Genomic DNA, 24479 nt, shown 5'->3' on the forward strand with positions numbered 1-24479 from the left:
GGGTTACCGCCGCTTCCGCGCGGTAATGCCCTCGGTGCGTCCATCGCCAGCGAAGCACCGGAGCCGCCGCCATGCACGATGACCGCACCACCGTCGAGGCCCGCCTGGACCGCGTCCTGCGCGAGCGGATCCGGCCCGCCGTCCACGGCGACTCCCGCCCCCTGACCGTCGAGCGGTGGGACGTGCCCGGCGAGCCGGTGCCGGTCGCCGAGGGGCTGGCCGCGCCGTACCGGCCCATCGCCGTGGGCCGGTCGTGGGGCCCGGCCTGGGGGACGACCTGGTTCCGCGTGACCGGGCGGGTGCCGCGGGAGTGGGCCGGGCGCACCGTCGAGGCCGTCCTCGACCTCGGTTTCGACCGCGGGACGACGGGCTTCCAGTGCGAGGGGCTGGTCCACCGCGCGGACGGCACGGAGGTCAAGGGCCTGCACCCGCACAACGACTGGGTACGGATCGGTGACGGGGTCGCGGGCGGCGAGGAGGTCGAGCTGTACGTCGAGGCCGCCGCCAACCCGGTCCTGACCGCCCAGCTCCCCACCCGCCAGGGGGACCGGCTGACCGCCCACGACCGGCCGCTGTACCGGCTGCGCCGCATGGACCTGGCCGTCTTCCGCGCCGGGGTGTGGGAGCTGGTGCGGGACCTGGAGGTGCTGGACGGGCTGATGCGCGAGCTGCCGGTGGACCAGGCCCGGCGGTGGGAGATCCTGCGGGCCGTCGAGCGCGCCCTGGACGCCCTCGACCTCGCCGACGTCCCCGGCACCGCCGGCCGCGCCCGCGCCCGTCTGGCCGGCGTCCTGTCCTCCCCCGCCCACGCCTCCGCCCACCGCGTCAGCGCGGTCGGCCACGCGCACATCGACTCCGCCTGGCTGTGGCCGCTGCGCGAGACCGTGCGCAAGGTGGCGCGGACGGTCGCCAACACCGTCCACCTCATGGACACCCACCCCGGGCACGTCCACGCGATGTCCCAGGCGCAGCAGTTCGCCTGGATCAAGGAACACCGGCCCGGGCTGTGGGCGAGGGTGCGGGAGAAGGTCGCCGAGGGCCGCTTCGTGCCGGTGGGCGGGATGTGGGTGGAGTCTGACACGAACATGGTCGGCGGCGAGGCGATGGCCCGGCAGTTCCTGTACGGGAAGCGGTTCTTCCTGGAGGAGTTCGGGATCGACACCCGCGAGGTGTGGCTGCCGGACTCCTTCGGCTACACCGCCGCGCTGCCGCAGATCGCGCGGCTGGCGGGAGCCGAGTGGTTCCTCACCCAGAAGATCTCCTGGAACCGCACCAACGCCTTCCCCCACCACACCTTCCGGTGGGAGGGCATCGACGGCACCCGGGTGTTCGCCCACTTCCCGCCGGTGGACACCTACAACTGCGACCTCGGCGGCGCGCAGCTGGCGCACGCCGCCCGCACCTACCGGGACAAGGGCGGCGGCAGCCGCTCCCTGGCCCCCTTCGGCTTCGGCGACGGCGGCGGGGGCGCCACCCGCGAGATGCTGGGGCGCGCGGAGCGGCTGCGGGACCTGGAGGGCTCGCCGCGGGTGAGCGTGGAGCCGCCGGCCGCCTTCTTCGAGGCGGCCCGGGCCGAGTACGGGGACGCGCCGGTGTGGGTGGGCGAGCTGTACCTGGAGCTCCACCGCGGCACCTACACCTCGCAGGCGGGGACCAAGCGGGGCAACCGGCGCGGCGAGTCGCTGCTGCGCGAGGCCGAGCTGTGGTCGGCGACGGCGGCGGTGCGGACCGGGCACCCGTACCCGTACGACGCGCTGGAGCGGCTGTGGAAGACGGTGCTGCTCCACCAGTTCCACGACATCCTGCCCGGTTCCTCGATCGCCTGGGTGCACCGCGAGGCGCGCGAGACCTACGCGCGGGTGCACCGGGAGCTGGAGGGGATCGTCTCCTCGGCGCAGCGCGCGCTGGCCGGCGAGGGCGGCGCGGAGGGGGAGGCGGTCGTCTTCAACGGCGCCCCGCACGCCCGGCACGGCATCCCCGCCGGGGGCGCGCTGCCGCTGCCGGGGCGCACGGGCGAGCCGGTGACCACCGAGGAGCGGCCGGACGGCGGACACGTCCTGGCCAACGGGCTGCTGCGGGTGGAGGTCGACGGGCGCGGGCTGCTGGTCTCGGTGTACGACCTCGCCGCGGACCGCGAGGCGGTCGCGCCGGGGGCGGCGGCGAACCTGCTCCAGATCCACCCGGACTTCCCCGCCCTGTGGGACGCCTGGGACCTGGACTCCTCCTACCGGCACGGCGTCACGGACCTGACCGGCGTCGACGAGCTGCGGCCGGAACCGCCGGCCGCGGACGAGGCGGCGGTGACGGTGCGGCGCTCCTTCGGCGCCTCCTCGGTGGTGCAGCGCATCGCCCTGCGCTCGGGGAGCCGGACGGTGGACATCGACACGGAGGTGGACTGGCACGAGAGCGAGAGGATCCTCAAGGCCGCGTTCCCGCTGGACGTGAAGGCGGACTTCTCGGCCGCCGAGATCCAGTTCGGTCACGTCCTGCGCCCGACCCACACCAACACCTCCTGGGAGGCGGCGAAGTTCGAGATCTGCGCGCACCGCTGGCTGCACGTGGGCGAGCCGGGCTGGGGCGCGGCCGTCGTCAACGACGCCACCTACGGCCACGACGTCACCCGGGACGTGCGCGAGGACGGCGGGCAGACCACGACGGTGCGACTGTCCCTGCTGCGCGCGCCGCGCTACCCGGACCCGGAGACCGACCAGGGCGTGCACCGGATGCGCTACGCGCTCGCGCCGGGCGCGACGATCGCCGACGCGGTGCGCGAGGGCCACTGGATCAACCTGCCCGAGCGCTCGGTCGCCGGCGGCTCGCCGGTGGCGCCGCTGGTGACGGTGGACAGCGACCAGGTGGTCGTGGAGGCGGTGAAGCTGGCGGAGGACCGCGGCGGGGACGTGGTGGTGCGGCTGTACGAGGCGCACGGCGGGCGGGCGCGGGCCGCGCTCACCACCGGCTTCCCCGTCGCCTCCGTCACCGCCGTCGACCTGCTGGAGCGCCCGCTGGACGCCGCGCCGGAGCGGGGGGCGTACGAGGTGGTGGACGGCGGCACGGTGGCGCTGCGGCTGCGGCCGTTCCAGATCCTCACCCTGCGTCTGGCGCGTTCCGCGGCAGGCTGATCACCACGCGCAGGCCCCGCGGCTCGTTGCGGGCGAAGGAGATCTCCGCCCCTCCCGCGGCGAGCAGCGCCCGGGAGATGGACAGTCCCAGGCCCGAACCGGAGACGTTCTGGTGGCGGTTGCTGCGCCAGAAGCGGTCCCCGATCCGGTTCAGCTCGTCCTCGGTGAGACCGGGCCCGTGGTCGGCGACCTCGACGGTCACCCGGTCGCCGCCCGCGGTGACGGCGACCGTGACCGACTCCCCGGCGGGGGTGAACTTCACCGCGTTGTCCACGACCGCGTCCAGCGCGCTGGAGAGCGCGATCGGGTCCGCCCAGCCCGTCACCGCTCCCTGCCCGGCCGTGCGCAGCTCCACGCCCTCGCGGTCGGCGACCGGGCGCCAGGCGGCGACGCGTTCGGCGGCGAGCGCCGCGACATCGGTCAGCCGCAGGTCGGCGGGGGTGTGCTCGGCCAGTGCGAGGTCGAGGAGGTCGTCGAGCACCCGGGCCAGGCGCTTGCCCTCGGCCCGCACCGAGGCGATCTCCTCGTTGCCCTCGGGCAGTTCCAGGGCCAGCAGGTCGATGCGGAGCAGCAGGGCGGCCAGCGGGTTGCGCAGCTGGTGGGAGGCGTCGGCGACGAAGGCGCGCTGCTGCTCCAGGACGGTCTCGACGTGGTCGGCCATCTCGTTGAAGGACCGCGCCAGGCGCTGGAGCTCCGGCGGCCCGCTCAGGGCGGCCACCCGGGAGGCCAGCCGTCCGGTGGCGATGTCGTGGCTGGCCCTGTCCAGTACGCGCACCGGCTTGAGCACCCAGCCGGTCAGCCGGAAGGCCAGGGCCACGGCCACGAGCATGGCGGCCGCCTCCCCGGCGGCCAGCGGCAGCCAGCCGTGCAGGATGCGCGAGCGCATCGGACCGGTGGGCGAGTCGGTGAGGACGACGGCGACGACGTCGCCGTCGCGGACGACCGGCGAGGCGACGGCGATCCGGCCGTCCTGCCAGGGCCACACCTGGGCCGGGTCGTGGCTGCGGCGCCCGACCAGGGCCTCGGCGAAGGCGGCGGCGCCCTCCCCCTCCCCGGGGGGCCGCCAGGTCGCCGGGGCCGCGGCCATCGCGCTGCCGTCGCGGTAGAAGACGCCGGCCCTGATGCCGTACAGGTCGTGGTAGCGGCTGAGCTCGTCGCGCAGCGTGGCCAGCCGCTCGTCCTGCTGGCGCGCCTCGGCCGCGGTGGGACTGCGGGCCGGGGGGCGGGTGGTGACGTACTGGGCCAGGGAGGCGAAGCGCGCGGTGTCGTCGATGCGGTCGACGACGACGTCCTGCTGCTCGGCGGCGGCCATGCTCGCGGCGAGCGGGAAGCCGAGGGCGAGCAGGACGCCGGCCATCAGGGCGATGAGGAGGGCGAGGAGGCGTGTGCGCACGGCGGGGGTCCGCTTTCGTCCCGGTTCCCGGCCTCAGCCGGCCGGGGCGACGAGCCGGTAGCCGACGCCGCGCACCGTCTCGATCAGGGCGGGCAGCCCCAGCTTGGAGCGGAGCGAGGCGATGTGCACCTCCAGGGTGCGGCCGGTCCCCTCCCAGCTGGTGCGCCAGACCTCGCTGATGATCTGCTCGCGGCGGAAGACGACGCCGGGGCGCTGGGCGAGCAGCGCGAGCAGGTCGAACTCCTTGCGGGTGAGGGGGACCGCCTCGCCGTGCACCGTGACCCGCCGGGTGTCGGTCTCGATGGTCAGCGGCCCCAGGCGCAGTTCCGGGGCGTCCGCGCCCCGGGCGCGCCCGGTGTCCCCGCCCGCGCCGGGATCGCCGGCGCCGCCGGCGCCGACACCGGCACCGCCGCCGGCCGTGGTGGCGGTGGCGGTGCGCCGGCTGACGGCGTGGATCCGGGCGAGGAGTTCGGCGGTGTCGTACGGCTTGACCACGTAGTCGTCGGCGCCGAGGTTGAGGCCGTGGACCCGGGAGCGCACGTCGGCCCGCGCCGTGACCATGATCACCGGGGTGCTGGTCAGACGGCGGATGCGGCCGCACACCTCGAAGCCGTCGATGTCGGGCAGGCCGAGGTCGAGCAGCACCACGCCGAAGGGCGGCGCGGCGCCGTCCGGCAGCAGGCACCGCAGGGCCTCCTCGCCGCCGCGGGCGTGCACCACGTCGAAGCCGTGCCGGGCGAGCACGGCGGACAGCGCCGCGGCCACGCGGTCGTCGTCCTCGACCAGCAGCAGTCTCATGGCCCCTCTTCTCCCCCGGAACTCCCCCGTGCGCCTGACCGTGCTCTCCCCGGCGCGGCAGTCATCCACTCCGATCCGGCCCGGCGCGTCAAGACCCGCCGGGCCGCGGCCCGCGCGCATCCCTACGGTAGGCAGCCGGTACGCCGACCGGTGCACCCTTCGAGGGATATGCCCCTTTGCGGCTGAATCGTTATGCTCAAGTTCAGCTCAGATGTGATGACGCTGCTCAACGGTGGTCACTAAGGTCCCCTCAACCGACGAGGACGGAGCGAATGACGCCGATGAGCAACGTATCGGTGACCAAGGACGCCGCACCGACGGCGGAGAACCTGGTCGTCCTGGACAACGTCAACAAGCACTTCGGTGCCCTGCACGTCCTCCAGGACATCGACCTGACCATTGCGCGTGGCGAGGTCGTCGTCGTCATCGGGCCCTCGGGGTCCGGGAAGTCCACGCTGTGCCGCACCATCAACCGCCTGGAGACGATCGACTCCGGGACGATCCTGATCGACGGCAAGCCCCTGCCCGCCGAGGGCAGGGAGCTGGCCAGGCTGCGCGCCGACGTCGGCATGGTCTTCCAGTCGTTCAACCTCTTCGCGCACAAGACGGTGCTGGAGAACGTCATGCTGGGCCAGCTCAAGGTCCGCCGCGCCGACAAGAGGGCGGCGGAGGAGAAGGCCCGCGGTCTGCTCGACCGGGTCGGTGTGGCCAACCAGGCCGACAAGTACCCCGCCCAGCTCTCCGGCGGCCAGCAGCAGCGCGTGGCCATCGCCCGCGCGCTGGCGATGGACCCGAAGGTGATGCTCTTCGACGAGCCGACCTCCGCGCTCGACCCCGAGATGATCAACGAGGTCCTGGAGGTCATGCAGCAGCTCGCGCAGGGCGGCATGACGATGGTCGTCGTCACCCACGAGATGGGGTTCGCCCGTTCCGCCGCGAACCGCGTCGTCTTCATGGCCGACGGCCGCATCGTCGAGGAGGCGACTCCCGACCAGTTCTTCAGCAACCCGCGCAGCGACCGCGCCAAGGACTTCCTGTCGAAGATCCTCCACCACTGAGCCCGGCCGGCTCAGCGGACCCTTGCACGCTACGACTCCAGGGATGTTCACCATGACCCTCCGCAAGTCCGGCCTCGTGGCCGCCACCGCTCTCGTCCTCTCCCTGACCGCCACCGCGTGCGGCGGCGGCGGTGACAGCGGCTCCGACGGCGACAAGATCACCATCGGCATCAAGTTCGACCAGCCGGGTCTGGGCCTGAAGACCCAGGACGGCGAGTACACGGGCTTCGACGTGGACGTGGCCAAGTACGTCGCCAAGGAGCTGGGTTACGAGGAGAAGGACATCACCTGGAAGGAGGCCCCCAGCGCCGAGCGGGAGAACATGATCTCCAACGGTGACGTGAAGTTCATCGTCGCCACCTACTCGATCACCGACGAGCGCAAGGAGCGGGTCGACTTCGCCGGTCCGTACTTCCTCGCCCACCAGGACTTCCTGGTCCGCGCCGACGACGACTCCACGTGGAACAAGGACGAGCTGAACACCAAGGAGCTCAAGCTCTGCTCGGTCACCGGCTCCACCTCCGCGCAGAACGTCAAGAACAAGTTCGCGCCGAAGGCCGACCTGCAGGAGTACGGCGGCTACTCGGAGTGCCTGACCGGCCTGGAGAACAAGGCCGTCGACGCCCTGACCACCGATGACTCCATCCTGGCCGGCTACGCGGCGCAGAAGGAGCACCAGGGCAAGTTCAAGCTCGCCGGCCTCAGCCTCAGCGACGAGTCCTACGGCATCGGCCTGAAGAAGGGCGACACCGAGCTGCAGCAGCAGATCAACGACGCCCTCACCAAGATGGTCGAGGACGGCTCCTGGGAGAAGGCCGCCGACAAGCACTTCGGCCCGGCCAACTACGACTACGAGTCGGCCCCGGAGATCACCGAGAAGAGCTGACGGGGGCAGGATGGCGCGCCGCCCGTCCGGGGCGGCGCGCCGCGCCTTCCGACGCCGTCCGACGAGACGCCATCCGACGAGGCGAGAGCGCGGGAGAACGTGTTCGACTTTCTTGATTCCGGGCAGTACGACGTGCTCGGAGCCTTCTGGGTGACGGTGCAGCTCACCTTCTACTCGGCGATCGGCTCCCTGATCTGGGGGACGATCCTGGCCGGCATGCGGGTCGGTCCCACACCACTGATGCGGACCTTCGGCACCGTCTACGTCAACGCCGTGCGGAACACCCCGCTGACGGTGATCATCGTGGCCACGTCCCTGGGCCTGTACTCGACGCTGGGGATCACCCTGGCCGGCGGCGACTCCAAGGAGATCGGTTTCCGGCTGGCGGTGCTCGGCCTGATCGCCTACCACGCCACCTTCGTGTGCGAGGCGCTGCGCTCGGGCATCAACACGGTGCCCGTCGGCCAGGCGGAGGCGGCGCGCGCGCTGGGGCTCGGCTTCTTCCAGGTGCTGACCCTGATCGTCCTCCCGCAGGCGTTCCGTTCGGTCGTGGCGCCCCTGGCGAACGTGCTGATCGCCCTGACCAAGAACACGACCGTGGCGGCGGCCATCGGGGTGTCGGAAGCCGCACTGCTGATGAAGGAGATGGTGGAGGTCGAGAGCGACGCCATCTTCCTGGTCTTCGCGGTGTTCGCCTTCGGGTTCGTTGTCCTGACCCTCCCGACCGGCATGCTGCTGGGCTGGGTGAGCAAGCGCGTGGCGGTGAAGCGATGAGTGACCTGTCCGTTCTCTACGACGCGCCGGGACCGCGCGCCAGGGCCCGCAACCTGGTCTACTCGGCGGTCTTCCTCGTCCTCCTCGGGCTCGTCCTGTGGTGGGTGCTGGACACGATGGCCGACAAGAACCAGCTCGCCGCGGAGAAGTGGAGCCCGTTCGCCACCGACTCCCGGGTGTGGACGACGTATCTGATCCCCGGGCTGCTGAACACCCTCAAGGCCGCGGCGCTGTCCATCGCCATCGCCCTTCCGCTGGGCGCCCTGTTCGGCATCGGGCGGCTGTCGGAGCACCGGTGGATCAGCCGGCCGGTCGGCACGGTGGTGGAGTTCTTCCGCGCCATCCCGGTGCTGCTGATGATGGTCTTCGCCAACCAGGCGTACGCGCAGTTCACCGACATCGACTCCGAGGTGCGCCCGCTGTACGCCGTGGTGACCGGCCTGGTGCTCTACAACTCCTCGGTCATCGCCGAGATCGTGCGGGCGGGCATCCTGTCGCTGCCCTCGGGCCAGACGGACGCGGCCAAGGCCATCGGCATGCGCAAGAGCCAGATCATGCTCTACGTGCTGCTGCCGCAGGCGGTCACGGCGATGCTGCCGGCACTGGTCAGCCAGCTCGTGGTGATCGTGAAGGACACCGCCCTGGGCGGCGCGGTGCTCGGCTACTCCGAACTGCTGAGCCAGGTGCGGGTGATCACGGCCAACTACGGCGCCAACACCATCGCCGCCTTCACCGTGGTCGCGCTGATCTTCATCCTGCTGAACTTCCTGCTCACCAGCTTCGCGAGCTGGCTCGAGGGCCGGCTCCGGCGCGGCAAGCGGACGACCGGCGCCGTCCTGCACGGCGGCGCCGACACGGAGATGGAGTTCGACGAGCCCCATGTCGAGCCCCCCGCCCGGAAGTAGCCGCACACCGCTCCCGCCTTCCGCGCGCGCCCGCCGTGCCCCCTGTGTGCCCACTGCCTGTGCCCCCGTCGCTTGACGGGGGCACAGGCAGTGGGTTGGCATACGATGTGTGATCGTGCACCGGGTTCCATCGGCTCCATCGGCTCCAACCCCCCTTCCCTCCCCGGACCGTGAGAACTGCGAGGGCCGCCCGTCGTGGACCCGGTGATCGTCGTCGGCGCGGGACCGGTCGGTCTCGCGCTGGCGCTGGCGCTCGCGCGCCACGACGTCCCGTCGGTGGTGCTCGACGGCGGTGACGGCGAGGTCGAGCAGCGCACGGCGCGCACCTGCGTCCTGCGGCCGGACACGGCGGCGTACGCGGCGACGCTGGGCGGCTCCCGGTGGGCGGCGTGGCGCACCGAGCGGCGGCACCAGCCGGTGCGGCGGGTGGAGTTGGACTCCCGGACCTCGCCGGTGCACATACAGCAGTACGCGCTGGAGCGGAGCATGCGCGCCGCGCTGGAGCGGGAACCGCTGGCCGAGGTCGTCACCGGGGCCCGCCTGGACGAACTGGAGCAGGACGGCCGGGGGGTGTCGGCGCACACCCGCGGCGTCCCCGGTTCCGCCGGCACCTGGTGGCGCGGCAGTCATCTGGTGGGCTGCGACGGCGCCCGCTCCACGGTGCGCAAGCTGCTGGGGATCCGCTTCCCCGGGCGCACCTCCGTCGAGCGGCACGCGGTGGCGGCCCTGCGCGTGGAACTGCCCTGGGACGGCGAGGCGCTGCTGCACCGCGACGTTCCCGGCGGCGAGGACGAGGTGGTGGCGCGCCCGCTGCCGAACGGGGTGTGGCGGCTGGACTGGCTGCTGCCGCCGCGCGGCGACCTGGTCACCCCCGACGCGCTGCTCGCCCGGATACGCGACACGCTGTCCGCGTGGTGCGAGGAGGTCCCGCCCTACGAACTGCTGGACACCGGCGTGCACATCTCCCACCAGCGGCTGGCCCGGCACTGGCGCTCGGGCCGGGCCTTCCTGGCCGGGGACGCGGCGCACCTGCTGGGGGCGCTGGGCACCCAGCCGGTCGACGAGGGACTGCGGGACGCGGCCAACCTGGCCTGGAAGCTGGCGCTGTGCCGGAACGGCCGGGCTCCGGAGGAACTGCTCGACAGCTACGAGGCCGAGCGCCGCGGTGCGGTGGGGGCCCGGCTGCGCGCCCTCGACCAGGCGCTGCCGCTGGTACGCGGGGGCGGGGGGCTGCGCACCCTGCTGCCCGGCGCCTCGCGGGGGCACCTGGAACTGCTGACGGACGGGCATCTGGGGCGGGGGCCGCTGGGCGCGCCCCCCTGCTACGGGCGTTCGCCGCTGGCACCGGGGCGGGACGCGGTGCCCGGCGCGCTCGCGGTCGGGACCGAGCCGGGCTCGCCCGTGCGGGACGTACCGGTGACGGCCCTGGACGGGACGCGGGGCCGGCTGTGGGAGCGGCTGGGACGCGATCTGCTGGTGCTGCTGGTCGCGCCCGGCACCCATGTGTGGGACAGCCGCCACTGGCTGTCGGCCGGGCTGATGCCGGAACTGGCCTCCGTGGTGGAGCGGCTGCCGGTGCCCGCCGAACTGCTGGTGACCGAGGGCTATCCGGGCGCGGTCGCCCACACCGCTCTGGTGATCCGCCCGGACGGGCATCTGGTGACCGCGCTGCCGGGCGCCGGGACCGGCGAACTGCGTGCCTGTGTCGAGGCGGTGCGCGGCGCCCCGGCCGGGGAGACGGCCGCGACGGGCCCCTGACCTCCGGGCGCGGGGCCTCGGCTGCGTGGAACGGACGGCGCCGGCCTGCGGCGGTCCGGCCGGCCCTCCCGCCCCCGTCTCCGGCACCCGGCGCCGCACGCGGTGCGGTGCCGGGTGCCGGGTGCCGGAGACGGGGAACGAGCGGCGGCCGAGGCGGCGGCCGTACGCGCTCCCGGAGGACGGCAGGCGACACAGCCCCGCGTCCCGGGAGCCGCGCTCGCGGACTTCCGGCCCGGCGGCCCGCCGTCGGCGGAAACAGTCTGACCCTCTGAACTCCGGTGGGCCGCGCTGCTCCCGGCGCGGCGTGGCGCAGCGTCCCGCCGTGGTTCTCCGGCACGGTCCGTCCGGTTACGGCGGTGCGTTCGCTCCCCGCCGCACGGATTCAGTCCGTGCCGTACAGGGGGTAGTCCTCCGTGTCCTCCCCCTCCGCCTCCAGGGCTTCACGGACCACCCGCAGGGCCAGCCCCTCGGAGTACCCCTTGCGTGCGAGCATCCCGGCGAGCCGGCGCAGCCGCCTGTCGCGCTCCAGTCCCCGGGTGGCGCGCAGTTTGCGTTCCACCAGAGCGCGGGCGGTCCGCTCCTCCTGCTCCGGTTCCAGTTGCTCCACCGCGTTGTCGATGAGGGTGGAGTCCACGCCCTTGTTCCGCAGTTCGCGGGCGAGGGCCCGGCGGGCGAGCCCCCGGCCGTGGTGCCGGGACTCCACCCAGGCGTCGGCGAACGCCGCGTCGTCGATCAGCCCGGCGTCCTCCAGCCGGGACAGCACCGACTCGGCCACGTCCTCGGGAATCTCCCGTTTGCGCAGTGCTTCGGCGAGCTGCCCGCGGGTGCGCGGCGTCCCGGTGAGCAGGCGCAGGCAGATCGCCCGCGCCCGCTCCTCCGGATCGGCCGGTGGCTCCCCCTGACGTCCCGCCACGGCTCAGCTCTTGGCCGCTGCGGTGCTCTTGACCGCCTTGGCGCGCGTCGCCGGCGCGGGCACCGTCTTCGCCGCCGCGGCCGGGGCCTCCTCGGCGCCGGCCGCGTCCGCGCCCGGCTCGCTCTCGGGGGCCTCGGTCTTCGGTCCGATGCCGAGCTTCTCCTTGATCTTCTTCTCGATCTCGTTGGCCAGGTCGGGGTTGTCGCGCAGGAAGTTGCGGGCGTTCTCCTTGCCCTGCCCCAGCTGGTCGCCCTCGTAGGTGTACCAGGCCCCCGACTTGCGGATGAAGCCGTGCTCCACCCCCATGTCGATCAGCCCGCCCTCCCGGCTGATGCCGATGCCGTACAGGATGTCGAACTCCGCCTGCTTGAACGGCGGCGCCACCTTGTTCTTGACCACCTTCACCCGGGTGCGGTTGCCCACCGCCTCGGTCCCGTCCTTGAGCGTCTCGATCCGGCGGATGTCCAGCCGCACCGAGGCGTAGAACTTCAGCGCCCGGCCACCGGTGGTCGTCTCCGGCGACCCGAACATCACGCCGACCTTCTCGCGGAGCTGGTTGATGAAGATCGCGGTGGTCTTGGACTGGCTGAGCGCGCCGGTGATCTTCCGCAGCGCCTGGCTCATCAGCCGGGCCTGCAGACCGACGTGGGAGTCGCCCATCTCGCCCTCGATCTCGGCGCGCGGCACCAGCGCCGCCACCGAGTCGATCACGATCAGGTCCAGGGCGCCGGAGCGGATCAGCATGTCGGTGATCTCCAGCGCCTGCTCGCCGTTGTCGGGCTGGGACAGGATCAGGGAGTCCACGTCCACGCCCAGCCGCTTGGCGTACTCCGGGTCCAGCGCGTGCTCGGCGTCCACGAAGGCGACCGTGCCGCCCATCCGCTGGGCGTTGGCCACCGCGTGCAGGGTCAGGGTGGTCTTGCCGGAGGACTCCGGGCCGTAGACCTCCACCACCCGGCCGCGCGGCAGGCCGCCCACGCCGAGGGCGACGTCCAGAGCGGTCGACCCGGTCGGGATGACCTCGACGGGCTCGTTCGGCCGCTCGCCGAGGCGCATCACGGCGCCCTTGCCGAACTGCCGTTCAATCTGTGCGAGCGCGGCGTCGAGCGCCTTCTCGCGGTCGTTTCCTGCCATGGGTGCCACCCGGTTTGCTTGAGTCGATCGCTTCACATCTGAAGACGCTAGCGCCTGCCACTGACAATCGGCCCGGATGCCGTTCCCGGCAGCCCGGCCCCTCCATGAGAATGGCTGTTCGATTTTTGTGTCAAGTCGCCCCGAAGCCCTGTGGAAAACCGGAGAAACCGCAGCTCAGAGGCTATTTCAGCGGATCATCGCCGGTCGGCGCGCACCCGCTTCGGGGCTCACCTGAGCTCGGCGGGCACGTCCACGGCCACGCAGACCGCGCGCCAGACCTCCTTCGCCCCCCACCCAGCCTCCAGGGCCTCGTGGACCGTCCGGCCGCCCAGCTCGGACATCACGTGATCACGTGCGAAGGAGTCGGCGTACGCCTCACCGAAGTGGGCCGCCATCCGCTCCCAGAAGACCGTCAACCGCATCCCCCCAGTATCCGTCCCTCCGGCCGGACGGGGGAAACGCCTACCCCAGGGCCCTCAGCCCCGCGGTGACCAGGACGGCGGCGGCCACCACCACCAGGAAGGGCGCGCGCAGCACCAGCGCGACCGCCGCCGCCGCGAGACCTCCCGCGCGGGCGTCGGCCACCAGCGCACCGCCGTCGCCGCCGAAGGTCTGCTGCGCGGTGAGCGCCGCCAGCAGCGCGACCGGCAGCAGGGCCGCCAGGCGCCGCACCAGCGGGCGCTCCAGCGCACCGGCCGGCACCGACAGCCCGAGCAGCTTGACGAGGTAGCAGCCGACGGCCGTCACCCCGATGGCGATCCACACTCCCACCGGATTCACCGGGCCTCCCCTTCGTCTCCCTCGTCCCCCTCATCCTCTTTGCCCCCTTCGCCCCGCCGTCCCCGGGCCAGCAGCACCAGGGGCGCGGCGAGGGCTGCCACCAGCACCGGGACGCCGGCCGGGAGGATCGGCAGGAGTCCCAGGCCCAGTAGTACCGCGAGCCCCGCGGTGGCGCGCTCGGCCGCCGTCCGCAGCATGGGGGCGAGCAGCGCCAGGAAGACGGCCGGGCCGGCCGCGTCCAGCCCCCAGGCGTCGGTGTCGCCGAGCGCGGCGGCGCCCAGCGCGCCGAGCAGCGTGGTGAGGTTCCACAGCAGGTAGAGGGTGACGCCGGTGACGGTGAAGCCGATCCGGGCCGCGCGCCGGTCGCGCTGGGCGAGGGCCACCAGGGAGGTCTCGTCGATGACCAGCTGGGCGGCCAGCGGCCGCACCGCGCGCGGCAGCCGCAGCAGCGTGGAGAGCCGCAGCCCGTAGAAGGCGTTGCGGGTGCCGAGGAAGAAGGCCCCGGCCGCGGCGGTGAGCGGGTTGCCGCCCGCGGCGAGCGCTCCCACCAGGGCGAACTGCGACGCTCCGGTGAAGACGAGCAGGCTGAGCGCGCAGGTCTGCGCGAGGCCCAGTCCGGCGCCGGCGGAGGTGACCCCGAAGGCGAAGCCGGACAGGCCCACGGCGACGCCGACGCCGAGGGCGTCGCGGACCACGGCCCTGTCATCGGTGCCGCCGGTGCCGCCGGTGCCGCCCGTGCCGCCACCCCCTCCGGCGCTGCGACCTCCGTCGCTGCGACCGCCGTCGGCGGGCGGTGGCGCGGCGGGCGCGCCCTCCTCTGTCGGGTGGGTCCGGACGGTCTGGTTCCTCTGTGGCACGACACGACCCTAGGCGCGGTCCCGCTGCCCCGTCTTGTACGTTCTTGCGCGTTCGCGCTGGTAGGCGCCGGGCGGGACGCCGACGATCCGTCGGAAGTGGCGCCCCAGGTGCGGCTGGTCGGTGAAGCCGACGGCGACGGCCGCCTCGGCCGGCGGCGTCCCCTCCTCCAGCAGGCGGCGGGCGCGGCGGACCCTGGCGTTGGTCAGCCAGGCGTGCGGCGGCATGCCGTACCGCTCCCGGAAGGCGCGCAGCAGTGAGAACGGGCTGGCCCCCAGTTCCGCGGCGAGCCCCTCCAGGGTGGGCGGGTCCGTCATCCGCTCCAGGAGGATTTCGCGGGCGCGCGCCGCTTTGCGCGCGCCCGCGGTGCGGACCGTACGCGCGGGGAGCGCGCCGCCGTGCAGGCGCAGCAGCCGGGTGACGGCGACCCGCAGCAGGGTGTCGGCGGCCAGGGCGTTGCCCTGCTCGGCGGCCCGGTGCACCTCGGTGATCAGGCGTGCGGCCTCCGGATCGTGCACGACCGGCTCGGCGAACCCCACCGTGCCCCGGATGGCCGTGCTCTCGGCGGCGATGGCAGCGACCGTGCCGGCCGCGGGGTAGAGCGTGGCGTACGCCCAGCCCTCGGGGGCCCCGGCACGCGCGGTGTGCGCCACCTCCGGGTTGATCATGACGACGGACCCGGCCCCGACCCGCTCCGCGCCCTGCGGCAGGCCGACCTCCTCGACACCGCCGGTGATGGCCCCGAACACGTAGCCGTCGTGGGCGTGCAGGGGGAAGGTGTGCCGTATGTAGCGGGCGCGCAGCAGGTCCATGTCCGGCAGGCGGTCGTACCGCCAGTGCCGCGCCCACTCCTCCGTGCCCATGCGCTCCATTGTGCGGGGCCGTGCGCGGCGCTCCCGCCGGGGCCCGGCGGAAGCACCGGTGCCGCGGTGTGGCAGTGCCGCGGTGTGGCGGTGTCGGTACCGCGGTGTCAGTGCCGGGGTGCACGATGGAGGCCATGGACCGGGCACCGGCTCTCGACACCTTCTCCCCCGCGACCCGCTCGTGGTTCGCGGGGGCGTTCCACGCTCCCACCGCCGCCCAGGAGGGAGCCTGGCGGGCGATCGCCGAGGAGCGCGACGTCCTGGTCGTCGCGCCGACCGGCTCCGGCAAGACGCTGGCCGCCTTCCTCGCCTCCCTGGACCGGCTGGCGTCCGCGCCTCCGCCCGCCGACCCGGTCCGCCGCTGCCGGGTGCTGTACGTGTCGCCGCTGAAGGCGCTGGCGGTGGACGTCGAGCGGAACCTGCGCAGCCCGCTGACCGGCATCCGCCAGGAGTCGGTGCGGCTGGGGCTGCCCGAGCCCGACATCCGGGTCGGCGTCCGCTCCGGGGACACCCCGGCGGCCGAGCGCCGCGCGCTGGTCCGGCGCCCGCCGGACATCCTGATCACCACGCCCGAGTCCCTCTTCCTGATGCTCACCTCCGCGGCCCGCGAGGCCCTGCGCGGCGTCGAGACGGTGATCCTGGACGAGGTGCACGCCGTGGCGGGCACGAAGCGCGGCGCCCACCTGGCGCTCTCCCTGGAGCGGCTGGACGAGCTGCTGGACCGCCCGGCCCGCCGCATCGGGCTGTCGGCGACGGTGCGGCCGGTGGACGAGGTGGCGCGCTTCCTCTCCCCCCGGCGCGGCGCCCACGTCGTCCAGCCTCCCTCGGGCAAGGAGTTCGACCTGTCGGTCGTGGTGCCCGTGCCCGACATGGGCGAACTGGGCGGTTCGCCGGTGCGGGACGCGGGCGGCGAGGGGCCCGGCGGCCAGGGGGACCGGCCGTCGATCTGGCCGTCGGTGGAGGAGCGGATCGCCGACCTCGTCCAGGCCCATCGCTCCACGATCGTCTTCGCCAACTCCCGCCGCCTGGCCGAGCGGCTGTGCAACCGGCTGAACGAGATCGCCTACGAGCGGACCACCGGCGAGTCCCTGCCCGAGCACCACTCCCCCGCCGAGCTGATGGGGGGCTCCGGGGCCGCCGGGGGTGCGCCGCCGGTGCTGGCCCGCGCCCACCACGGCTCGGTCTCCAAGGAGCAGCGGGCCCAGGTCGAGGAGGACCTCAAGGCGGGGCGCCTGCCGGCCGTGGTGGCCACCTCCAGCCTGGAGCTGGGCATCGACATGGGCGCGGTGGACCTGGTGGTCCAGGTCGAGTCCCCGCCCTCGGTCGCCTCCGGGCTCCAGCGGGTGGGCCGCGCCGGGCACCAGGTGGGCGCGGTCTCGTCCGGGGTGGTCTTCCCCAAGTACCGGGGCGACCTGGTGCAGGCCGCGGTGGTCACCGAGCGGATGCGCGAGGGCGCCATCGAGGCCCTGCGCGTCCCCTCCAACCCGCTGGACGTGCTGGCGCAGCAGCTCGTGGCCATGACCGCGATGGACACCTGGGACGTCGACGAGCTGCTCGCGGTCGTACGGCGCGCCGCGCCCTTCGCGTCGCTGCCGGAGTCGGCGTACACCGCCGTGCTGGACATGCTCGCCGGGCGCTATCCGTCCGACGCCTTCGCCGAGCTGCGCCCCCGCCTGGTGTGGGACCGCGTCGCCCACACCGTCGGCGGGCGCCCGGGGGCGCAGCGGCTGGCGGTCACCTCGGGCGGGACGATCCCCGACCGCGGGCTGTTCGGCGTCTTCCTCGCCGGCTCCGACCCGAAGAAGGGCGGCGGCCGGGTCGGCGAGCTGGACGAGGAGATGGTCTACGAGTCGCGCGTGGGCGACGTGTTCACCCTCGGCACCACCAGCTGGCGCATCGAGGACATCACCCGCGACCGCGTCCTGGTCACCCCAGCCCCCGGGGTCCCCGGGCGGCTGCCGTTCTGGAAGGGCGACCAGCTCGGCCGGCCGCTGGAGCTGGGCCGCGCGCTGGGCGCCTTCCTGCGCGAGGTCGGCGGCCTGTCGCCGGAGGCCGCCCGGGAGCGGCTGGCGGCGGCCGGGCTGGACGGGTGGGCCGTGGACAACGTCCTGGCCTACCTGGACGAGCAGCGGCAGGCCTGCGGTCACGTCCCCGACGACCGCACGATCGTCGTGGAGCGCTTCCGCGACGAGCTGGGCGACTGGCGGATCGTCGTCCACTCCCCCTTCGGGGCCCAGGTGCACGCGCCCTGGGCGCTGGCGCTGGGAGCGCGGCTGAACGAGCGGTTCGGCATGGACGCGCAGGTGATGCACGCCGACGACGGCATCGTGCTGCGTCTGCCCGACACCGACCTGATGGACTTCGGTCCCGGCGGGGGCTTCGACGGGGACTTCGGCACGGACCCCGCCGCGGCTCCGGGCGCCGGCGGCCTCCCCGCCGCCCCGGGCCACGACCCCGACCAGCCCCCGGTCGGCGCCGCCGACGTCCTGTTCGACCGGGACGAGGTGGAGCGGGTCGTCACCGACCAGGTCGGCGGCTCGGCCCTGTTCGCCTCCCGCTTCCGCGAGTGCGCCGCCCGCGCCCTGCTGCTCCCCCGCCGCGATCCCGGCCGGCGCACCCCCCTGTGGCAGCAGCGCCAGCGCGCCGCCCAGCTCCTCCAGGTGGCCGGCGAGTTCGGATCGTTCCCGATCGTCCTGGAGGCGGTGCGCGAGTGCCTCCAGGACGTCTTCGACGTGCCCGGGCTGGCCGAGCTCATGGGCGACGTCGAGTCGCGCCGGGTGCGCCTGGTGGAGGTCACCACGCCCGAGCCGTCCCCGTTCGCCCGCTCCCTGCTGTTCGGGTACGTCGCGCAGTACCTGTACGAGGGCGACTCCCCGCTCGCCGAGCGCCGCGCCGCCGCGTTGTCGCTGGACTCCCGGCTGCTGGCCGAGCTGCTGGGCCGGGCCGAGCTGCGCGAGCTGCTCGATCCGGAGGTGCTGGCCGAGCTGGAGCGCGAGCTGCAGTGGCTGCCCGGCGGAGGCACCGGCGACGGGGTCCCCCGGATCAAGGACGCCGAGGGCGTGGCCGACGTGCTGCGCCTGCTGGGTCCGCTCACCGACGACGAGCTGGCCGAGCGGGGCGCCGAGCCGGAGTGGGCGCGGGAGCTGGAACACGCCCGCCGCGCCATCCGCGTCCGCGTCGCGGGCCGGGAGCACTGGGCGGCGATCGAGGACGCCGGGCGGCTGCGCGACGCGCTGGGCGCGGCGCTCCCCGTCGGCGTGCCCGAGGCGTTCACCGAGCCCGTGGCCGACCCGCTGGGCGACCTGCTGTCCCGGTTCGCCCGCACCCACGGCCCGTTCACCACGGCCCGGGCCGCCGAGCGCTTCGGCCTGGGCACGGCGGTGGCCGACGGCGCGCTGCACCGGCTGGCGGCGGCCGGCCGCGTGGCCCGGGGCGAGTTCCACCCCTCGGGAACCGAGCAGGAGTGGTGCGACACGGGCGTGCTGCGGCGGCTGCGCCGCCGGTCCCTGGCCGCGCTGCGCCAGGAGCTGGAGCCGGTGCCGCCCGCCTCGCTCGCCGCGTTCCTGCCCCAGTGGCAGCACCTGGGAACCGGGGCCGGCGGCCTGCGCGGCATCGACGGGCTGCTGCGCGCCGTCGAGCAGTTGCAGGGCGCCCCCGTACCCGCCTCCGCCCTGGAGAGGCTGGTCCTGCCCTCCCGGGTCGCCGACTACCACCCGGCCATGCTGGACGAGCTGACCGCCACCGGGGAGGTGCTCTGGGCGGGCGCGGGCGCGCTGCCCGGCAAGGACGGATGGATCCGCCTCCACCTCGCCGACAGCGCCCCCCTGCTGTTGCCCGAGGCCCTCCCCCTGGAGCCCACCCCGCTGCACCGGGCGGTCCTGGACGCGCTCTCGGGCGGGTACGGCCTGTTCTTCCGGCAGATCGCCGAACGGGTGCGCGCCGCCGGGCACGAGGTGCCCGATCCCCAGCTGGCCGAGGCCGTCTGGGACCTGGCCTGGTCCGGCCGGCTCACGGGCGACACCCTCGCCCCGCTGCGCGCCCTGCTGGGCTCCGGCCGCACCGCGGGGGCCACGGCGCACCGCGCCCGGCGGAGCACCCCCCGCGGCCGGTACGGCTCCCTGGCGGCCCTGTCCCCGGGAGCGTCCCCGGGAGCGTCCCCCGCAGCGTTCCCCGCCGTGTCCCCCGGCGCCTCCCGCCGCCCGGCCGCCTTCCGGAGCGGGCCGCCGACGGTCGCAGGCCGCTGGTCGCTGCTGCCCGAGCGGGAGACCGACCCCACCCACCGCGCCCACGCCCTGGCCCGCACCCTCCTCGACCGGCACGGCGTGGTCACCCGGGGCGCGGTCGCCGCCGAGGGGGTCGAGGGCGGCTTCTCGGCCGCCTACCGCGTGCTCTCGGTCTTCGAGGAGAGCGGCCAGGCCCGCCGCGGCTACGTGGTGGAGGGGCTGGGCGCCGCGCAGTTCGCCGTGGACGGCGCGGTGGACCGGCTGCGCGCGATCAGCACGGCCCGCGAGAAGCCCGAGGGCGCCCGTCCGCGCACCGCCGTCCTCGCCGCCGCCGACCCCGCCAACGCCTACGGCGCCGCCCTGCCCTGGCCCGAACCGCCGTCCGCCCCCGCTCCGGGAGCCTCCGACGGCGGCGGCAGCGGCGGCAGGACGGCCGCCGCCCACAAGCCGGGCCGCAAGGCGGGCTCCCTGGTCGTCCTGGTCGACGGCGAACTGGTCCTCTACGTCGAGCGCGGCGGCAGGTCGCTCCTGGCCTGGCGGACCGAGGGGCCCTCGCTGAACGCCGCGGTCGAGGCGCTGGCCGACGCCGCGCGCCGCGGAATGCTGGGCACCGTCACCGTGGAGCGCGTCAACGGCTCCCCGGCCCTGACCTCCCCCGTGGGGGGCGCCCTGGAGGCGGCGGGCTTCCACGCCACCCCGCGCGGGCTGCGGCTGCGCGCGTGACGGCGCGGCGGTGTGACGGCGCGGGGAGGCCGGGGAGGCGTGTCACAGCGGGAGCGGCGGGAAGCGGTCGAAGAGCGGACGTGAGGCGCGACGGGTGAGGGAGGGCCGGCCGGATGCCCGAGGGAGACACGATCTGGCGCACCGCCCGGCAGTTGCACCGGGCGCTGTCGGGAGCGCCGCTCGTCCGCTGCGACCTGCGCGTGCCCCGGCTCGCCACCGTCGACCTCACCGGTCGGGAGGTGCTGGAGACCACCGCGCGCGGCAAACACCTCCTCACCCGCTTCGAGGGCGGCCTGACGCTCCACTCCCACCTGCGGATGGACGGCGCCTGGCGGATCTACGATTCCGGCCGGCGGTGGAGCGGCGGCCCCGGCCACCAGATCCGTGCCGTCCTCGCCACCGCCGCCCGCTCCGCCGTGGGCTACCGCCTCCCCGTCCTGGAGCTGCTGCGCACCTCCGAGGAGGACAGGGCCGTCGGCCACCTCGGCCCGGACCTCCTCGGCCCCGACTGGGACGGGGCGGAGGCCCTGCGGCGCCTGCTGGCCGACCCCGCCCGCCCGGTCGGGGAGGCCCTGCTCGACCAGCGCAACCTGGCCGGGATCGGCAACATCTACGCGGCGGAGCTCTGCTTCCTGGGCAGGGTCACCCCCTGGCTGCCGATCGGCGAGGTCCCCTCCCCCGAGCGCCTGACGGCTCTGGCCAGGAAGCTGCTGGAGGTCAACAAAGCGCGCAGCCTGCGCGTCACCACCGGCGACGTACGCGCCGGCCGGAACCTGTGGGTGTACGGCCGGGCGGGCAGGCCGTGCATGCGCTGCGGCACGGCGATCCGCACATGGGTGCCCGGCCCCTCCGACGGACAGCGGGTGGCCTACTGGTGTCCCGGCTGCCAGACGGGGCCGTCGTCGCCCCCGGGGGCCCGAACGGCCCCGTCGGCCTGAACGCTCCGCCCCGCGCCGTCGCGCGGCACGTCACGGGCCCGGCCCGGTCGCGCTTCCGCGTACCGGGCCGGGCCCGTGACGACTCTCGCAGCGTGTGCCTCGGGCTGCGCCGATCAGGCGGCGACCACGTCCACGGCTTCCGTCGGCGCCTTGATGGTCACCCGCTCCCCCGAGCGTTCCGTGACGGACGTCACGGTCACCGGGTTGAGAACGGGACGGCGCATCGGCGCGGGAACCGTGTCGCTCGCCGCGGACTGCGCCAGCTCCGCGAGCGCCAGCTCGTCGCTGACCTCCCGCATCAGCTCGGACATCCGCACGTCCAACGCCTCGCAGATCGAGGCGAGCAGTTCGGAGGAAGCCTCCTTCTGCCCCCGCTCGACCTCGGAGAGGTAGCCGAGCGACACCCGGGCGGACGAGGAGACTTCGCGCAGGGTCCGGCCCTGGCGCTGGCGCTGCCGACGCAGCACGTCACCCAGCAGGCGACGGAGCAGAATCATCGGTGGCTCCCTCCTAGGACCGCTGACCCGGATCCTTCTTGCCCCACCGTACCGCCTACGACCGCGGCCGTGCGGGGAGCGATGCTGTGTTCACTCAGGGCTGCAAACATCCCTTCCCCCCACCGTGTTCCGTATCCTTTGTCGGCGCATTTTCCATGAGTTCGCTCAAGAGCAACTGGATGACGGCACGTACGCTTCCGTCGCGGATCTCGGTCCGGTCGCCGTCGAGGCTCAGCCGCAGCGCCACGGGGCGGGTCCCCCGGCCGGCCTCCTCCGGTCCGGCGACCGCCACGTAGACCATGCCCACCGGCTTGCCGTCCTGCGTCTCCGGGCCGGCCACCCCGGTCGTCGCCACGCCCCAGTCCGTGCCCAGCACGCGTCTGACACCCGCCGCCATCTGACGGGCCACCTCGGCGTCGATCGCGCCCCGTTCCCGCAGCAGCTCCCCGTCCACCCCGAGGACCTCGTGCTTGACCTCGGTGGCGTAGGCCGTCACCGAGCCCCGCACGGTCGCCGAGGCGCCGGGAGCGGCGGTCAGTTCGGCCGCGACGAGCCCTCCGGTCAGCGACTCGGCGGCGGCGACGGTCTGACCGCGGTCCGCCAGCAGCTTCAGCGCCTGTGCGGTGATCTCCCTGGTCCCGGTGGTGCCGCCGTCCGGAGCGGCTCCGGGCTCGCTCTCCGTCTCAGTGCTCACGGGCACGCTCCGCCGCCAGTCCGGCGCGCCGCAGGACCAGCGCCTGCCGTACGTAGTCCAGACCGGTGCCGACCGTCAGCGCCACCGCCGCGGCCATCACCCACCAGCGCAGCGTGGCCAGCGGGCCGGTCAGGGCCAGGATGTACATCCCCACGGCGATCCCCTGGGCGAGGGTCTTCATCTTCCCGCCGCGGCTGGCCGGGATGACGCCGTGTCGGATCACCCAGAAGCGCATCACGGTGATGCCGATCTCCCGGAAGAGGATCACTCCCGTGACCCACCACGGCAGGTCGGAGAGGGCCGACAGGCAGATCAGCGCCGCGCCCATGATCGCCTTGTCCGCGATCGGGTCGGCGATCTTGCCGAAGTCCGTGACCAGGTTGTACCGCCGCGCCAGCTCGCCGTCGAAGAGATCGGTGATCATCGCGATGGAGAAGGCCGCCCAGGCGAAGGAGCGCCAGGCCGGGTCGTGCCCCCCGTCGGCGAGCATCAGGAGCACGAAGGCCGGCACCAGGAGCAGCCGCACCATGGTGAGGATGTTCGCGATGTTCCACAGGCTCACCGTACGGACGGCGGCGGTCTTCGGTTTCGCCATGGGTCCACCACTCGCGGCGGAGGCCGGGATGTCCGTCATGTTCCCGCCTCCTCACTCTCGGGGCACCCCCAGACGGCGTCTGGGGGCGGCTCGGCAATGAGATCCACACCCTCGGTCGCCACCACCTTCGCCTCGACCATCTGTCCCGCGGAGAGCTGCGAGGAGCCGGTGAGGCCGGTGAGGAACGTCTGCCCGTCGGTCTCGGGGGCCTGGTGCGCCCCCCGCCCGACCGGACCGTCCTCCTCGTCCACCGACTCGACCAGTACCCGTACGGTCTCGCCGACGCGCTCCTCCGCGCGCTGCGCGGTCAGCTCCTCGGCGAGCCGCGAGACGTGGGCCAGCCGTTCGGCCACCACCTCGGGGTCGGTCTTGTGCTCGTAGGTCGCCGCTTCGGTACCTTCCTCGTCCGAGTACCCGAAGACTCCGATCGCATCCAGCCTCGCCGCGACCAGAAAACGCTCCAGCTCCGCGAGGTCCGCCTCGCTCTCGCCGGGGAAGCCCACGATGAAGTTCGACCGGACGCCCGCCTGCGGGGCCTTGGAGCGGATGGTGTCCAGCAGTTCGAGGAAGCGGTCGGTGTCGCCGAAGCGCCGCATGGCGCGCAGCACGCCGGGGGCCGAGTGCTGGAAGGAGAGGTCGAAGTAGGGGGCGACCTTCTCCGTGCCGGTCAGGACGTCGATCAGCCCGGGCCGCATCTCGGCGGGCTGCAGGTAGCTCACCCGGATCCGCTCGATGCCGTCCACGGCGGCCAGCTCGGGCAGCAGCGTCTCCAGCAGGCGGATGTCGCCGAGGTCCTTGCCGTAGGAGGTGTTGTTCTCGGAGACCAGCATGATCTCCTTCACCCCCTGCTCGGCCAGCCAGCGGGTCTCGCCCAGCACGTCCGAGGGGCGCCGGGAGACGAAGGCGCCGCGGAAGGAGGGGATGGCGCAGAACGAGCACCGCCGGTCGCAGCCGGAGGCCAGCTTCACCGAGGCGACCGGGCTGCTGTCCAGCCGTCTGCGCAGCGGCGCCCGCGGGCCCGAGGCGGGGGCCACCCCGGCGGGCAGGTCGGCGGGGGCCGCATCGGCCGCGGCGGCGTCCCCGTGGCCGGGCAGCGCGACGGCGGCGCCCTGCCGCTCCGCCGGGCTGATCGGCAGCAGTTTGCGGCGGTCCCTCGGGACGTGGGGGACGTGGGCGCCGCCGGAGAGGATCGTCCGGAGCCGGTCGGAGATGTCGGTGTAGTCGTCGAAGCCGAGCACCCCGTCGGCCTCCGGCAGCGCCTCGGCCAGCTCCTTGCCGTAGCGCTCGGCCATGCAGCCGACCGCGACCACGGCCCGGGTGCGGCCGTGGTCCTTGAGGTCGTTGGCCTCCAGCAGGGCGTCTACGGAGTCCTTCTTGGCGGCCTCGACGAAGCCGCAGGTGTTGACGACGGCGACGTCCGCGTCGGCGGCTTCCTCGACGAGCTCCCAGCCGTCCGCCGCCAGACGGCCTGCGAGCTCCTCCGAGTCCACCTCGTTGCGGGCGCATCCAAGGGTGACGAGAGCGACGGTACGGCGTTCGGGCATGGGCTCAGCCTACTTCGTCCCGGCCG

At 74.1% G+C, this 24479-nt stretch carries 19 protein-coding genes and 1 pseudogene; 8 read left to right on the forward strand and 12 right to left on the reverse strand.

From position 1 onward, the window contains the following. Nucleotides 1-71 precede the first annotated feature (71 nt). Entirely contained in the window at nt 72-3122 is a 3051-nt protein-coding gene (locus QC029_RS14530) for a glycoside hydrolase family 38 C-terminal domain-containing protein (protein WP_279556059.1), read from the forward strand. On the opposite strand, the gene QC029_RS14535 is transcribed toward QC029_RS14530, so the two are convergent. Together QC029_RS14535 and QC029_RS14540 are read right to left on the reverse strand one after the other, a co-directional pair. Further along, nucleotides 3088-4515 carry a HAMP domain-containing sensor histidine kinase gene (locus QC029_RS14535; RefSeq protein WP_279556060.1) on the reverse strand — a complete coding sequence of 476 codons (1428 nt, stop codon included), beginning with the start codon at nt 4513-4515 and terminating at the stop codon, nt 3088-3090. The two genes, QC029_RS14530 and QC029_RS14535, sit on opposite strands and share 35 nt — an antisense overlap. Nucleotides 4516-4548: 33 nt before the next feature. Next, on the reverse strand, nt 4549-5313 hold the full coding sequence (locus tag QC029_RS14540) for a response regulator transcription factor (protein WP_279556061.1): 765 nt from the start codon (nt 5311-5313) through the stop codon (nt 4549-4551). A gap of 281 nt (nt 5314-5594) precedes the next feature. Here QC029_RS14540 and QC029_RS14545 point away from each other — a divergent pair, with 281 nt between their 5' ends. From QC029_RS14545 to QC029_RS14565, 5 genes are all read left to right on the forward strand, one after another. Continuing rightward, nucleotides 5595-6371 carry an amino acid ABC transporter ATP-binding protein gene (locus tag QC029_RS14545; protein ID WP_279556062.1) on the forward strand — a complete coding sequence of 259 codons (777 nt, stop codon included), beginning with the start codon at nt 5595-5597 and terminating at the stop codon, nt 6369-6371. A 52-nt stretch (nt 6372-6423) separates the two neighbouring features. Further along, nucleotides 6424-7257, forward strand: coding sequence for a glutamate ABC transporter substrate-binding protein (locus QC029_RS14550; protein WP_279556079.1), 834 nt, complete (start codon nt 6424-6426; stop codon nt 7255-7257). Between the two features lie 99 nt (nt 7258-7356). After that, nucleotides 7357-8031 carry an amino acid ABC transporter permease gene (locus QC029_RS14555; protein WP_279556063.1) on the forward strand — a complete coding sequence of 225 codons (675 nt, stop codon included), beginning with the start codon at nt 7357-7359 and terminating at the stop codon, nt 8029-8031. Next, nucleotides 8028-8936: an amino acid ABC transporter permease gene (locus QC029_RS14560; protein ID WP_279556064.1), complete on the forward strand. Its 909-nt coding sequence runs from the start codon at nt 8028-8030 to the stop codon at nt 8934-8936. The genes QC029_RS14555 and QC029_RS14560 overlap by 4 nt, the downstream gene beginning before the upstream one ends. 195 nt (nt 8937-9131) lie before the next feature. Continuing rightward, nucleotides 9132-10694 carry an FAD-dependent monooxygenase gene (locus tag QC029_RS14565; protein ID WP_279556065.1) on the forward strand — a complete coding sequence of 521 codons (1563 nt, stop codon included), beginning with the start codon at nt 9132-9134 and terminating at the stop codon, nt 10692-10694. Nucleotides 10695-11076: 382 nt separating this feature from the next. Here the strand turns inward: QC029_RS14565 and recX are convergent. The 6 genes and pseudogenes from recX to QC029_RS14595 all read right to left on the reverse strand — a co-directional run. Next, nucleotides 11077-11610, reverse strand: a pseudogene (gene recX, locus QC029_RS14570) (recombination regulator RecX); the annotation flags it as partial. Continuing rightward, nucleotides 11611-12741 (reverse strand): recombinase RecA, encoded by a 1131-nt coding sequence (recA, locus tag QC029_RS14575; RefSeq protein WP_279556066.1) that lies wholly within the window; start codon nt 12739-12741, stop codon nt 11611-11613. Nucleotides 12742-12968: 227 nt separating this feature from the next. Further along, nucleotides 12969-13163 carry a DUF3046 domain-containing protein gene (locus tag QC029_RS14580; RefSeq protein WP_093663386.1) on the reverse strand — a complete coding sequence of 65 codons (195 nt, stop codon included), beginning with the start codon at nt 13161-13163 and terminating at the stop codon, nt 12969-12971. A 40-nt stretch (nt 13164-13203) separates the two neighbouring features. Further along, nucleotides 13204-13512 (reverse strand): AzlD domain-containing protein, encoded by a 309-nt coding sequence (locus QC029_RS14585; protein ID WP_279556080.1) that lies wholly within the window; start codon nt 13510-13512, stop codon nt 13204-13206. Nucleotides 13513-13517: 5 nt separating this feature from the next. Beyond that, complete coding sequence (locus tag QC029_RS14590; protein ID WP_279556081.1) at nt 13518-14216, reverse strand: AzlC family ABC transporter permease; 699 nt, start codon at nt 14214-14216, stop codon at nt 13518-13520. A 171-nt stretch (nt 14217-14387) separates the two neighbouring features. Further along, nucleotides 14388-15239, reverse strand: a complete 852-nt coding sequence (locus QC029_RS14595; RefSeq protein ID WP_279556067.1) for an AraC family transcriptional regulator — start codon at nt 15237-15239, stop codon at nt 14388-14390. Nucleotides 15240-15373: 134 nt separating this feature from the next. On the opposite strand from QC029_RS14595, the gene QC029_RS14600 reads away from it, so the two are divergent. Both QC029_RS14600 and QC029_RS14605 read left to right on the forward strand, forming a co-directional pair. Then, nucleotides 15374-20185, forward strand: a complete 4812-nt coding sequence (locus QC029_RS14600) for a DEAD/DEAH box helicase (protein WP_279556068.1) — start codon at nt 15374-15376, stop codon at nt 20183-20185. 113 nt (nt 20186-20298) lie between these two features. Then, complete coding sequence (locus QC029_RS14605) at nt 20299-21123, forward strand: Fpg/Nei family DNA glycosylase (protein WP_279556069.1); 825 nt, start codon at nt 20299-20301, stop codon at nt 21121-21123. 113 nt (nt 21124-21236) lie between these two features. Here the strand turns inward: QC029_RS14605 and QC029_RS14610 are convergent, their stop codons facing one another. The 4 genes from QC029_RS14610 to rimO all read right to left on the reverse strand — a co-directional run bounded on the left by QC029_RS14610 (nt 21237) and on the right by rimO (nt 24453). Next, the gene (locus QC029_RS14610; RefSeq protein WP_093663381.1) at nt 21237-21620 is read right to left on the reverse strand and encodes a helix-turn-helix domain-containing protein; all 384 of its coding nucleotides are present in this window, start codon (nt 21618-21620) and stop codon (nt 21237-21239) included. A 94-nt stretch (nt 21621-21714) separates the two neighbouring features. Then, the gene (locus QC029_RS14615) at nt 21715-22248 is read right to left on the reverse strand and encodes a CinA family protein (RefSeq protein WP_279556082.1); all 534 of its coding nucleotides are present in this window, start codon (nt 22246-22248) and stop codon (nt 21715-21717) included. 55 nt (nt 22249-22303) lie between these two features. Further along, nucleotides 22304-22948 carry a CDP-diacylglycerol--glycerol-3-phosphate 3-phosphatidyltransferase gene (gene pgsA / locus QC029_RS14620; RefSeq protein WP_279556070.1) on the reverse strand — a complete coding sequence of 215 codons (645 nt, stop codon included), beginning with the start codon at nt 22946-22948 and terminating at the stop codon, nt 22304-22306. Then, nucleotides 22945-24453, reverse strand: a complete 1509-nt coding sequence (gene rimO, locus QC029_RS14625) for a 30S ribosomal protein S12 methylthiotransferase RimO (protein WP_279556071.1) — start codon at nt 24451-24453, stop codon at nt 22945-22947. The genes pgsA and rimO overlap by 4 nt, the downstream gene beginning before the upstream one ends. Nucleotides 24454-24479: the final 26 nt, after the last annotated feature.

This window comes from Streptomyces sp. DH37 (genome assembly GCF_029813835.1).
Lineage (GTDB): Bacteria > Actinomycetota > Actinomycetes > Streptomycetales > Streptomycetaceae > Streptomyces.